Annotated in this window: 7 protein-coding genes; all 7 read right to left on the minus strand. The window is 59.1% G+C overall.

Going from position 1 to position 13,095, the window contains the following annotated elements; all coding sequences use genetic code 11:
• Positions 1-76: 76 nt before the first annotated feature.
• The 7 genes from gatB to DWV43_RS04570 all read right to left on the minus strand — a co-directional run bounded on the left by gatB (position 77) and on the right by DWV43_RS04570 (position 12,654).
• Complete coding sequence (gatB, locus tag DWV43_RS04540; RefSeq protein ID WP_117817142.1) at positions 77-1,753, minus strand: Asp-tRNA(Asn)/Glu-tRNA(Gln) amidotransferase subunit GatB; 1,677 nt, start codon at positions 1,751-1,753, stop codon at positions 77-79.
• Positions 1,753-3,267 (minus strand): Asp-tRNA(Asn)/Glu-tRNA(Gln) amidotransferase subunit GatA, encoded by a 1,515-nt coding sequence (gene gatA, locus DWV43_RS04545; protein ID WP_117817143.1) that lies wholly within the window; start codon positions 3,265-3,267, stop codon positions 1,753-1,755. Before gatA ends, gatB begins: the two co-directional genes overlap by 1 nt.
• A complete protein-coding gene (locus DWV43_RS04550) occupies positions 3,267-3,578 on the minus strand; it encodes an aspartyl/glutamyl-tRNA amidotransferase subunit C (protein ID WP_117817144.1) in 312 nt (103 codons plus the stop codon). The genes gatA and DWV43_RS04550 overlap by 1 nt, the downstream gene beginning before the upstream one ends.
• Before the next feature lie 348 nt (positions 3,579-3,926).
• Complete coding sequence (locus DWV43_RS04555; RefSeq protein WP_158569825.1) at positions 3,927-4,844, minus strand: class C sortase; 918 nt, start codon at positions 4,842-4,844, stop codon at positions 3,927-3,929.
• A gap of 1,046 nt (positions 4,845-5,890) precedes the next feature.
• Positions 5,891-7,531 (minus strand): isopeptide-forming domain-containing fimbrial protein, encoded by a 1,641-nt coding sequence (locus DWV43_RS04560; protein ID WP_117817146.1) that lies wholly within the window; start codon positions 7,529-7,531, stop codon positions 5,891-5,893.
• A 121-nt stretch (positions 7,532-7,652) separates the two neighbouring features.
• Complete coding sequence (locus DWV43_RS04565) at positions 7,653-9,311, minus strand: SpaA isopeptide-forming pilin-related protein (RefSeq protein WP_158569826.1); 1,659 nt, start codon at positions 9,309-9,311, stop codon at positions 7,653-7,655.
• Positions 9,304-12,654 carry a Spy0128 family protein gene (locus DWV43_RS04570; RefSeq protein WP_117817148.1) on the minus strand — a complete coding sequence of 1,117 codons (3,351 nt, stop codon included), beginning with the start codon at positions 12,652-12,654 and terminating at the stop codon, positions 9,304-9,306. The genes DWV43_RS04565 and DWV43_RS04570 overlap by 8 nt, the downstream gene beginning before the upstream one ends.
• Positions 12,655-13,095 lie beyond the last annotated feature (441 nt).

Here is a 13,095-nt window from a genome sequence, read left to right on the forward strand (position 1 = left end):
GTCTTGCGCAGGACTGTCCGAAGTTGAGAGTAAAGGCCCGGGCCCTGCCCGTCCGATGGCCTTCCCCGCCCGTGAGCTACGCGAGCGCCTTTCTCAACAACTCGTTGAAGAGCTTGGGGTTGCCCTTGCCGCGGCTCGCCTTCATGCACTGGCCCACCAAAAAGCCGATGACCTTCTGGTTGCCGTCACGATACTGCTGCGCCTGATCGGCACAGTTTGCCAGCACCTCGTCCACGATCGGCTGCAGTGCGCCGGCATCGCTCACCTGACGCATGCCGCGCTCGTCGACGATCTTGTTGGGGTCGTCGCCGGTCTGGGCCATCGCCTCAAAGACCTCGTGCGCCTGGTTGGAGCTGATGGCATCGGTCGCCAGCAGCTTGGCGAGTGCCGCCACCTGAGCCGGCGCGATGCCGGACTCGGCGAGCGACACGCCTGCGCCCTTAAGGTAGGCGATCATCTCGTTGACCAGCAGGTTTGCGACCGTCTGGGCCTCCTTGCCGGCCATACCGGCAGCGGCGGCCTCAAAGAAGTCGGCAAACTCAGGGTCGCCGGCGATCTGCTCGGCGTCAGCCGTCTTAATGCCAAAGTCGGCCTCAAAACGGACGCGCTTGGCATCGGGCAGCTCGGGAATCTCGCCACGGCAGCGGTCGATGAACTCGTCGTCCAGATCGAACGGCGCCAGGTCGGGATCGGGGAACAGACGATAGTCGTCTGCCGTTTCCTTCACACGCATGACCACGGTGCGCTTGCGGCTGGGCTCCCAGTGGCGGGTCTCCTGATAGATGATGCCGCCCTCCTCGAGCACCTCGGCCTGGCGGCAAATCTCGTAGGCAAGGCCGTCGTGCAGACTCTTAAACGAGTTGAGGTTCTTGAGCTCGGTCTTGGTGCCCAACTTGGTCTCGCCACGGCGACGCAGCGACACGTTGCCGTCGCAGCGCATGGAGCCCTTCTCCATGGAGCAGTCCGAAATGCCCAGCGTCACAAAGATGCGACGGAGCTTCTCCATAAACAGGCGAGCCTCCTCGGGCGTGCGCAGGTCGGGCTCGGTGACGAGCTCGATCAGCGGCGTGCCGCAGCGGTTGTAGTCGACGAGCGACTCGGCCGCGGCGGTAATGCGGCCCTCGGCGCCGCCCACGTGAACCATCTTGGCGGCGTCCTCCTCCATGTGGATGCGCAGGATGCGGATGGGCACCGTGTAGGAACCGTCCTCGCGACGCTCGGGCATCTGCAGGTTGGACGCATCGTAGCTGGCCAGATGACCGGCGCGCTGATTGCCCTCGCGCATGGTCGACGTCATGGACGTGGACAGACCCTCGGCGTTGGCCGAGGCGCTCGCCAGGCTCTGGGCCTCGGCCTCGCCAAACGCGCAGTCGGGGCGTTCGGCGGCACCGCGACCGGTCACGTCCAGGTCCAGGTGACCGTACATGGCAAAAGCGACCGGACCCTGCGTGGTCTGGAAGTTCTTGGCCATGTCGGGATAGAAGTAGTGCTTGCGGTAGAACATCGAGTGGCGCTGAATCTCGCAGTTGGTGGCGAGACCGGCCTTGACGATGCTCTCGATGGCGCGCTTGTTGGGCACCGGCAGGGCGCCGGGCAGGCCCAGGCACACCGGGCACACGTTGGCGTTGGGCTCGTCATCGTGGCTGAGCTTGCAGTTGCAGAACATCTTGGTATCGAGTGCGGTGAGCTCGGTATGGATCTCCAGGCCGATCACGGCCTCCCAATCCTGCAGGACCTCGGAAAGCTCCTTCATTACAGCTCGCCTCCCTTCCCGGCAAAATCGGGCGCGACGGAAAGCGCGGGCGCACCCGTGGCGGCATCGGCAAAGCCGCGCTCCAGGGCGCGGGCAAACGTGAGCAGTTGACGGTCCTTAAAGGCCGGACCCACCAGCTGGGCAGAAACGGGCAGATGAGTATCCTCGCCCAGGCCCAGCGGCACCGAGATGCCACCGTTGCCGCAGATGTTGAGCGAAATGGTGTACAGGTCGGAGAGGTACATCTGCGTGGGGTCGCTGATCTCGCCAAACTTAAAGGCCGTGCGCGGCGAGGCGGGCATGAGGATGGTATCCACCTTGGCATACGCGGCATCGTAGTCCTGCGTGATGAGCGTGCGGGCCTTTTGCGCAGCGTAGTAGTACTTGTCGTACACGCCCGAGCTCAGCAGGTAGGCGCCGAGCATCTGGCGGCGCTTGGCCTCGGCGCCAAAACCGTGGGCGCGCGAAAGCGAACTCTGGTCGGACAGGTTGGCGCAGCCCTCCTCCTGGTAGCCGTAGCGAATGCCGTCGAAACGGGCCAGGTTGGAGAATGCCTCGGCCGGGCCGATGACGTAGTAGGCGGCGATGGCGGCGTCCAGGTGCGGCAGGTCGACCTCGACCAGCTCGGCACCCTGGTTCTGCAGCTCCTGGGCGGCGCGCTGAACAGCGGCCTTGACCTCGGGCGTCAGGCCCTCGGCCTCCATAAACGCGGGGATGATGCCCACGCGCTTGCCCTCGATGCTGTCGTTGAGATGCTCGGTAAAGTCGACGGCGCAGTCCTGGCTGGTGCAGTCGTACGGATCGTGCCCCGCGCCGGTAAGCGCGTTCATGGCCAGCGCGACATCCTCGACCGTGCGGCCAAAGGGACCCACCTGGTCGAGCGACGAGCCAAAGGCAACCACGCCGTAACGGCTCACGGCGCCATACGTGGGCTTAAAGCCCACCACGCCGCACAGCGACGCCGGCTGGCGAATGGAGCCGCCGGTGTCCGAGCCCAGCGAGAGCGCGACCTCGCCCGCGGCGACGGCGGCAGCGGAGCCGCCCGAAGAGCCGCCGGGCACGCGTTCGGTATCCCAGGGGTTGTTGGTGCGGTGGAAGGCAGAGCTCTCGGTGGAGCTGCCAAAGGCAAACTCGTCCATGTTGGCCTTGCCCATGGGCAGACAGCCGGCGTCGAGCATGCGCTGGACGCAGGTGGCGGTGTAGACGCTCTGGTAGTCCCCGAGCATGCGGGAAGCGCAGGTGGTGCGCGTGCCCACGAGGTTCATGTTGTCCTTGATGGCCAGCGGCACGCCCGCGAGCGGAGGCAGCGGCTTGCCTGCGGCACGGTCGGCATCCACGCGCGCAGCGGCCTCGAGCGCAAGCTCGGGCGCCACCTGCAGGAATGCCTGGACCCCGCCCTCGCGCGCCTCGATGGCGGCAAGGGAGGCCTGGGCCACCTCGGTAGCGGCAAAGTCGCCGGCGGCAACGCCCGCGGCGATCTGGGCGGCGGTAAGGGAATCGAAGCTTAGCGCCATTACTCGCTCTCCCCCTCTCCCAAAATGGACGGCACGCGGAAGTAGCGGTCGCGCGCGCTGCCGGTGTTTTCGAGCGCGACGTCGAGCGGCAGATCGCGCTCGGGCTCGCGCAGGTCATCGCCCATCACGTTGGACAGGCTTCCGATGGGATGGAACGTGGGCTCCACGTCGGGTAAGTCATATTGCAGGACGGGCTCGAGCATCTGGACGGCGTCATTCATGTAGGACGTCATCTGGGTGAGCTCGTCATCGGTCAGTGCGATCTTTGCGTACTCGGCGATGCCGCGCACGTCTTTCTCGCTGAGTGCCATAGGCGCTCCCTTCCGCATAACAGTTAAACCGCTCTAGTATACAAGGCAACGCCGGCTTGGAGCAGGCGCTTTACCCAAATGCAGCGAAAACGTAACGAGGGCGGCAGGTTGGCAGGCTGCGGGCTGGCGATTCTGCAGCGAAAACCGCGCCGTCCGTAGCGAAAACCGTCCCGCCCACAACGAAAACCGCACCGTCCATAGCGAAAACCGTCTCGCCCGCAACGATAACCATCACAACATTCGACACTTTTCGCCAAAATCGAGATTTTCATCGAATGTCGTGATGGTTTGGAAGCCCCGACCACCACAAAGGTGCCTGTCCTCATTGTGGTGGTTCTGAACGATGTCTTATGCCGAGGCCTTGGCCTTGCGGCGCTTGCGGACCGCGTGGATCACGATGTCCAACAGCAACAGCACAATGGCTACGACCACAATGAGCACGGCAAACTCGCGCTTGCCCCAGTGGCGGCCGGCCAGCGACTTTTGCTTGTCGACGTCCTTCTTGCTGTACTTGGTGCGCACGCAATGCACCAGCAGGCGATGGTCGTTCACGCCGTAGGGCGTACAGGTGACGAGCGTCACCTTGTCGGCGCCGGGCTCGATAGTCAGCGACTCCATCTCCTCGGGCAGCACGACCTCGGAGTCCACCATCTTGTAGGCGAGCGTCTTGTTCATGGTGTGCAGCAGCACCAGGTCGCCGGGCTCCAGCGAATGGATGTCGTCGAACATGCTCAGGTTGCGCATGCCCGAGTGCGCGGTGAGCACGCAATGCGTCGAGGTGCCGCCCACCGGCAGGCTCGTGCCCTCCAGGTGGCCGACGCCCGCCATAAGGACTTCTTCACTCGTGCCGTGGTAGATGGGCATGCTCACGTCGATGGAAGGGATTTCGACCCAGCTCATCATGGGGTCGCGGTCAAAGATGAGTTGCTGGGCGTAGGGCTCGATCTGGTCGGCGGGAAGCTCGGTGGCCTCGCCCGCCAGCTGCTCGTTAAAGGAGCGCGCCTGGAGCAGGATGCGCTCGCGCTCCTCGGCAGACAGCGCGTCCACGGTGCTGGACACCGTGCTGATCTGGTTAAACACGCCCGAGGCCTCGAGCCGGTCCAAAATCCACGGCCAGGTCATAAGGCCCACGCCAATAAGGATAATGACGATGGTGATGAGCCGGTCGGCCCAGCGCGGCAGTCGCTTGCGACGGCGCTTGGGCTTTGGTTGAGGTTTGGGCTGAGGGCTTGAGCCACCGTTGTCCGTGGCGTTATTGCTCTTCATATGTTTGGCGCCCTGCACCATCGCCAGTCACTCCTCTACAGCTCAGGTTGTCTAAACAAATAATAGCCGATTAGCGAGCTTCTGCGCCGGACAACACAGCTAGACTGCACCGTCCAGTCGAGGATAAGCCAGCATTTGCGTTTTCAAAATGTCCCGAATCGGCGGGGCGATTCGGGATACAATGTCAGTAGAAAACGACGCACCCCGCGTAAATGTTTGGGAGCGCGGGCGGCCTAGTTTTCAGCTTTTGTTAAATGCCCGGGATCCGACCCCCGGGCATTCTTATTTGCGCTTGTTGCGGCGCAAATGCCTTCTACCGTCCGCACCGCGCGTGCGCCTACGGACCTTAAACCGAACCTCATACGAGTCAAGAAACGCGATAACGAACGTGCCCACCGCCGCGAGGGCGGCGAGCGCGTTAAGGAATTTCAGCATATGGTGACCTCCGATCGAGTCGTCGGCCGCCCGCGCACGGGATGCGTCGCAAGGGTATTTTACTGCGAGTGTATACACCCACAGCCGGTAAACGCGATTTTGACAAACATTTGTTCGATAGTTACACACACGGCTCCTCGTCCAGCGGAGCCTGGCCGCATTGTCCGGGTTTGCCCGAAATGTTTGCGTTTTCAAATGTCCCGAATCGGCGAAGCGATTCGGGATACAATAGCTACAGGAAACGACGCATCCCGCGTAAGTACTTAGGAGCGCGGGCGACCAGTTTCCGGTGTTGTTAAATGCCCGGGCCTCTAACCCCGGGCATTCTTACTTGCGCTTGCTGCGGCGCAAATGCCTTCTACCGTCCGCACCGCGCGTGCGCCTACGGACCTTAAACCGAACCTCATACGAGTCAAGAAACGCGATGACGAACGTGCCCGCATCGGACGATGGAGGCTGGCTGCGTTATCCCAAAAAAAACGGGGCAGACTCCAGTGCGGAGTCTGCCCCGAAAAGAGAATGGCAAAGCAAGAACGTGGATGGACGAGAAAAGTGTCCGCAAGTCTCATGGCCATCACATCCCACCTGCCAAAGGGATGGGTGGGTGAGCGTTACTTCTGCTCGGACTCCTCGGCCTGCTTACGGCTGCGGATGAGGTGCACCACGCCGATGCACAGCACCGCGCCACCAGCGATCCAAGTGAAGGTCACGCCGTTAAGGCCGGTCAGCGGGAGGCCAGAGCCCTTCTTGTTTTCAATGGTAATGGACATGACCGAACCATTTGCAGTACCGGGAGTGACCTTTTCGACGTCTTCGCCAACGGCCAGCGTCGACAATTTGCCGTTTTCATCATAGGTCGGCGTAACCGTAATCTGGAAGGGCGCGATAGTGTTGTAGCCCGAAGGAGTGGTCGTCTCGGCAATCTCATACGTACCCTTAACGAGGCCAGGGATTAAAACCTCGCCGCTCGTAGCATCGGTCATAAACTCAGAAGCATTTTCTTTAGTCTCGACAAGGGTCCCGTCATCCTTAAGCCATTTGCCAGCAGAGGCAGAGTCCCCGTTGTTAACAACTTTGACCTTAAAGCCAGCAGCAAGTTTTTTGTCCTTATTGCCTTCCTCAACCTTGGTAATATCCAAGCCGAAAACGTAGTCGGTGACTTTCTTCGGCGTAGAGGTGCCGGTGCCTTTACTCATGGGGTCGTTGGAGTAGACAAGCGTGACTTCGTTGGTGTTGCCGGTAGCCGTGTATTCAGCATCGCGAGTAAGCTTGGCCTTGTAGGTCACAACGACCTTAGAATTCTTAGTCAGGGTCACGTTCGAAGCCTTTGCAGCGGCCTTGAGGTCGGTAAAGGAAATCATCAGGTCATGGCCTGTAACCTTGTTGGAAGCATTCAAAGTATCCGTAAGCTTCACGCTGTAGTTATTTGTAGGCTGGACAGACTGACCGTTAATAGTCACGGCAACGGAGCTCTGAATAGCCTCCAGTCCAACGGAAAGATGGTCATGGAACTCATATGTGTATGTGGTAAAGGTGTCGATGTTATCGGCGACAGAGCCAGTCAACCTATATTCGATTTCCTCACCGATCTGGGAGTCGCTCACGTTTCCCCAGGTGCCGTTCTCTTTAACCTCCTTGTCGACGGTAGGAATGCTGGTCTTCTCCTTAATTTTGACCGCTTCATCGCCAACAACAGTGAAAATGGGGGCAGTGGCAGCTTCAGCGTCTGTGACGGTAGAGGCGTCAGTCACAAAGAGCCAGTAGCCGTGTGAAAGGTTGTTAGCAACGCCATTCGAAGTGGTCGTGAAATCACTTGAATCGTCCAGATCGGTCACCGCAGACACGGCAGCTGCAATCTTGTATGCAGCAGATTCAGATGCCACACGGGACTCTTCATCGGTACCCATCACGTGTCCCTTGATCCATTCAGCAGCATCCTGAGCAGTGGCTATATTGTCACTAGGATCGATTCCCGTAATTACCCCCTTAACAGCAGCTTCCACCTTTTCGTTTGCCCATGTGATATTGCTCACAAGCGTCTTGCCATTCTCGTCCTTTACCACATTGGCATCGAAGATCTTGTAACCTTTAAAATCGGTAACGTTCTGCTTTGCGTTCTCGATGGTCACCGAACCGGTCGCGGCGCCCTCAGCAAACGCCATGGTCACCGGGGCAATCACGCCGCCGAAGCTCAGGGCTGCTGTGAGGCCGGCTGTTACTGCCAGGCGTGCGATGTTCTTGGTTGCTTTCATGTTGGGACCTCTTTCTTGGAGGTTGCTTTAATTCTCGTCATCACCAAAAGTCAGCAGGCTCATTTCCCTGCGCTCTAATCGCTACGGAGGCAGTACGCCATTGAGCAGGGGGGGGGGACAATTATTTATCATGGCGACCTCCTCCCCGCTTGATGACGAGCGCGACGACAATAGCCACTACTCCGATGACGGCCAAAGCCGTTACCAACACCAACGTTCTATCTCCCGTCGAGGGCATAAAGCCTCGACTCACTTCGTTACTTGGGGTGTTAAGCACCGACAACTCGACTAAACCCTTCCCGGCATCGGCGGCATCAACTCGCAGAGGGCTTTCGGCCGATACGGTCACCTTAGGCTTGGCGGCCGCCACCTGGTCGACGTCCAGGCCCTCAGCCTTGACCGTCACGGAGCGCGTGCCCTCAAAGGCGGTGTAGCCCTTGGGCGCCTTGAGCTCGCGGACCTCCAGCTTGCCCGAGTCCACGCCCGAGACGGTCACGCGGCCGTCCTCGCCCGTGGTGACGGTGGCCTTGCCCTCCGCATCCCACGTGCCGTCGGCCGCCAGCGTGCGGCCGCGGTCGTCGGCGATGCTCAGGACCGCCCCGGCAAGCGGCTTGTCGCCGTCGCTGCCGCGCTTGGTGAGCGCGAGATCCCAGGTGTAGGCGCACGCATCGTCGCTCGGCGTGCAGGTGAAGCCCGCGTCGCCGGACTGGTCGGCAAAGGGAGAGCGCGGGTAGCGCAGATAGACCTCATTGGGGTTGCCCTTCGCGATGCCGTGGTTGCACGCGCTGTTGAGCGGTGCGTTGTACACGGCGACCACGCGGACGCCCGCGATGAAGGCGTCGGCCCCGCCGAGCGCGGCGATCAGGTCGCCGGTGCGCACGGTGAAGGTCTTGCCGTCGGCCGCTACCTTGGTGGCGCACTGGGCCGTGATGTCGGCCCAGCCCTTCGCGGGCTCGGTGCCGGCGCGGCCGTCCTTGCCGGTCTGGACCGCGTCAAAGCCGCCGTCCGCGCCCGCCGCCACGTACACGCGCATGCTCGCGGCCACCTTGGAGGGGTCGAGCCCCGCGCTCATGGTGTCGACGAACCGCACCACATAGGCGTCGTAGGCCGTGAGGCCCGCCGGGACCGTGGCCGAAAGGCGCCAGTACAGGTCGTCGCCGACCGTGGCGTCGGCGGCCTTCTGCCAGGCGGCGGTGCCGTCCTCCAGCACATGCTTGGAGACCTTGGGGGTCGCCGCCTTGGGCTTGACGGTGACGGCGCTGCCGCCCACCAGGGCCATGATCGGCGCGGTGCCGGCCTCGTTCTGGGAAATGGCCTCGTCGTCGGCGACGATGAGCCAGTAGCCGCAGGGCAGCTCGGCCGTCGTGCCCGCGTTAAGGGTCACGGACACGGCGCCAGAGCTCTGGAGGGAACGAGCGAGCTGTGCGCTCAGCGCGCTCGTAAGGTGGGAATCGGTGTTGAGCCACTCGGCAGCTTCCTGCGCGGTGGTCTGGGAATTGGGCATGCCGGCGCTGTGCAGCACAGGCAGCGCGGCGTCGCGCGCGTCGTCGCTTGCCCAGGCGAGGTCGGTGGCGATCTTGGCGTCGCTGTCGCCGTCGACGACGTTGGCGCTAAAGATCTGATAGGCGTCGTAGCTGCTCGCCACGGTGCCGCTCACCGTGATGGAACCGGTCGAGGTCGGCGCGGCCTGCGCGGATGCGGGGAACACAACCGCGCAGGTGCCAATCAGGAGGGCAAGCAGCGCAAACAAGATCGGGAAGGAGCAAACTTTCTTATTCACGACGCTCACCTCCCTTCGCATTCGCCTTGCGACGAATGTGCATCCAGGCCGCAGCAGCGCAAAGCACCGCCGCGCCGGCAAGGTACGTCAGAGTGACGCCCGACATACCAGAAAGGGGCAATGTGGTGGAGTAGGTATTGGTGAAGGTGGGAGTAGACTCGGGTTTGGTGCCGTCGAAGTTGACAGGATGCTGGTCTTTCGTGGCAATATCCTCGCCGTCAGCGCCCTTGATCTTGGTGTAGGTCACCGACTCGGCCTCGATCGAACCGTCCTCCTGGTCCTTCATCCTGACATCAAATCGATAGACCGACTTGTCGTACTTATATTGCGAGAACCACGAAACCTCTGCACTCTCGCGCACGTAGTACGTGAAGTCTTTGTAAGCACCACGACCCGGATCATCAGATTCCCTCTGCTTCAAGTTTTTAAGGCCGTACTCAATATCGGGGAAATAAAGCTCCTGGGGGTTGTCGCCGCCGGCTTTGGTCTTAACCCCCACGGCATTATTGAACTGCTCGTTATCCGCAAACTCGAGCGTGAACTCCTTCATCTCGCCGCCCTTGACGACCTTGGTTGCCGCAGGCGTCCAGGAGCCGAGAGAAGTATAGGGCTCAATTTTGTTGATAAAGGTAGGGTTATCATTGCCACCGATAACAACCGTAGTCGTCGTGTCATCCGACGAGTTGTTATCCGATGGACGCGTAACGGAGTAGTTTGCGGGATCAAGTTTAACGAAATCCTGATCCCCCTTGGCCTTTTTAGAGACGGTGACTTTATTCACCTTGTAATAATTAATAGGAATCGACATGAGATGGTCAGTTTTGTATGAATTGCTATCGACTGTTGCCACGATCTTGTAAATGGTCTTATCGAATTTGGTATCCAATTCGTTGTCGCCGCTGATGGGCTCCTCAACTAGATAGAAAACATACTGCCCCGAAGAATAGTCCTTGCCAGAGTCGAAGGTGATACTGCCGGTTGACGGATCAACAGTTGCCTCACCTGCAACGATGCAATCGCCCATATCAATTGTGCCGTCATCTTTCCAAGAAGGTGCTGTATCGCCATCCTGACGCAGCAGCATAAACTTGTATCCGTGTCCGCTAAGGCTTTGCGAGACACCATCTTTTTTAAGCACCTTGGTGGCGTTGAGCTTCATGTTCGGATAAACGCTCAGCTCGGCAACCTCGCCGACGGTGAGATCGCCGTTGGTCATGATGCCGCCGCCGTGGGTGTACGAGTAGTTGCCGCTGATGATGGTCGTAGCTGCCAATCGCGCCTTTTCTACGGCCTCTCCATTCGGATGGGCCTCCAAACCGAACATGTACTTGGCCTCGGCGCCGCCGTTAGGATCGATGGCGATCTTTTGACCATCACAGGTACCCTTCCAGCCAGCAGAACCATTGCCGAGCATCTTTCCAAGAACGACTGCGACCGTCTTATCGCTGCCCTTCTTACGCACGAGGAAGAAGTCCTTGTGGCCGGCAGTTTTGAAGTCATCGGTAATGTACTCAGGCTTACTGTCCTCGTCCTTGCCATTACCACCGGCAGAGAAGTGCTCGCCACGATCCGTATTGTTATAGATTGCGGCACCATTTGAGTGCGAGACAATCGTTTCACCCGTAGGGCAAGCACCAACGCCGCCGCCCCAGCCGCCGGCTTCATTATCAGTAATCAGCGTCTTTACGATGTTGAGCTTGCCGCCCTTCTGGATAAAGACGCCACCGCCGCCCCAGTCGCCACCACGACCCGAGTTGCTACCCGTCATCGTTTTGTTGTTCGTAATGTAAATCTTGTCAGTACCGCCAGCGTTAATTGTTGCAGTCGTGCCGACACTGTCGCTGCCTGCAATACGCAGACCACCGCCTTCGGCATTCTCGGCCACATTGCCGGCAATCGTGCCGCCAGTCATTTTAAAACCGATGCTCTGATTGTAAAAACCAGCGTAGATACCGCCGCCCGCCTCATGGGAGTAGTTGGCAGTAACGGAACCGCCCGTCATGGTCAACGTTCCTCCGCTGACGGAAGCAATGCCACCGCCGCCAAGTAGACCATTGTTGTACGATTCAGTGATATTGGAATCGACACTATTGTTTGTAATGTTTGCCGAACCGCTGATTGTAACGCCAGCATTTTTGGTAAAGACGCCACCGCCATAACCATTGTCGGGACTGCCGCCGCTGTTGCAAATGCTTTCATACGTAGCATTGCCAGAGATAATTCCGCCCGCAAGGTTCAGGGTGGCTCCATTGTCAGCATAGACGCCGCCGCCAGAGCCCGCCTTGTTTCCCGCGATCACACCGCTTGTCATTTCGAGCTTGGCATTGCTGCCCGTCACACACAGGCCGCCGCCCCAGCCGCCGCCGCTACCGTTGGTGACATAACCGCCCTCGATTTTGACCGTACCCTCGGAATAAATCACATGACCACTGTTGCCCAGATTGGCAGCCGTGGTAATCATGCCGCCCTTGAGATTGAGTATGCCGCCCGCTTCAACGTTGACCACATACTTTACGGAACCGCTGTCCGATGCTGCATCGATAGCGCCAAAGCCCGTAACGAAATGCTTGGTCGTAGTCTCGGTGGTCCCGAGTCCATCTTGATTGGGCGTGCTCGTAGTCTCATAGTAAGTAAGACTCTTAGGAAGGCCGCTATTGGGGCCGCTTCCCTGAGCCCATGTCACAGTCGCCAACTGGCCCGCCTGCGTCGTGACCTGAGTCTGTTCGTCTTTCTTATTTTTACCTGAGTCTTCGATAGTGAGTGTAGCTCCTCTTTCGACCACAAAGAAGGAGTCCGAGTTGCCGGAACCGCGGTAGAGCATCTGTCCCGCAAGATCGATAGTGGTGTCTTTGTTGATGGTAATCTGCTGATCCGAATAGGCAGAACCCGTCAGTCGAAACTTGCCGCCGTTGGCGAATTTCCCAGCAACATTATCCTTTACCTCGGTATAGCCATCGGCACTGACGCTGGCATTTTCGTCGCTATTTTCATCATCAGAAGTCTGTGCGTCGGAAGGCTGCACGACGCCCTCGGCCTCCGCGTCATCGGCTGTCGAGTCTGCTACGGCATCCTCGTTCGCGTCATTCTCGACATCGTCGCTATCCTGGTTTTTGAAATCCTCGTTAGTAGTGTTGTCTACATCAGCAGACTCACTTGAGGAACCCCCCCCCATCACAGTTTCCTCGGTAGAAACCGTCTGGGCATCATTGGCAATGGCCTGCGAGATCGGAGGCATGACGAGCGACAGCACCAGGCTCAAAACGGAGGCTCCGCACAAAACGCCTGCCAGTACACGGCGCGTCGCTTTATTACTCTGCTTAGATTTGTCCGAATTCGCTTTCATCGATGTCTCCTCCCCAAGAGACCGCGATCTTGCTCTTTCCCTATCAAGCTTGGACGCGCAACCGATATTTGCGCGCGCTTAGTAATGGTATTGTACTTCTTGTTTAAACATCTATGTACTAGATTCTGACATTATTGTAGCAGTAATCCAGCGCTCTTGACATTTGCTCAAATTGACTGTTTTTTATTAACCTTAAATAAAACTAAATTGCTGGTAATTTAGCTATTGCTATTTTTTTATTCGCCAGCGTATTATTTGTACAACATTTAACTCAAATGCAATAATGCTGTGAACGGTGGGCATTTAGCGGTGAGCGGTAGCACTAGCTTATATTACAGGCTACCTCATTAGCAATCTGCGCGGATGTCGCGCCGCTAATTAATGATGTTCCTTGATTCTCATTTTCATTGCAACAGCCTCAGGACTCAGCGCAACGCGTTG

The sequence above is a fragment of the Collinsella sp. AF05-9 genome (genome assembly GCF_003465595.1).
GTDB lineage: Bacteria > Actinomycetota > Coriobacteriia > Coriobacteriales > Coriobacteriaceae > Collinsella.

Bases quoted from the DNA above. Each gene is read 5' to 3' on its own strand.
- gatB (WP_117817142.1), bottom strand. From the start codon at position 1,753: ATGAAGGAGCTTTCCGAGGTCCTGCAGGATTGGGAGGCCGTGATCGGC.
- gatA (WP_117817143.1), bottom strand. From the start codon at position 3,267: ATGGCGCTAAGCTTCGATTCCCTTACCGCCGCCCAGATCGCCGCGGGC.
- DWV43_RS04550 (WP_117817144.1), bottom strand. From the start codon at position 3,578: ATGGCACTCAGCGAGAAAGACGTGCGCGGCATCGCCGAGTACGCAAAG.
- DWV43_RS04555 (WP_158569825.1), bottom strand. From the start codon at position 4,844: ATGAAGAGCAATAACGCCACGGACAACGGTGGCTCAAGCCCTCAGCCC.
- DWV43_RS04560 (WP_117817146.1), bottom strand. From the start codon at position 7,531: ATGAAAGCAACCAAGAACATCGCACGCCTGGCAGTAACAGCCGGCCTC.
- DWV43_RS04570 (WP_117817148.1), bottom strand. From the start codon at position 12,654: ATGAAAGCGAATTCGGACAAATCTAAGCAGAGTAATAAAGCGACGCGC.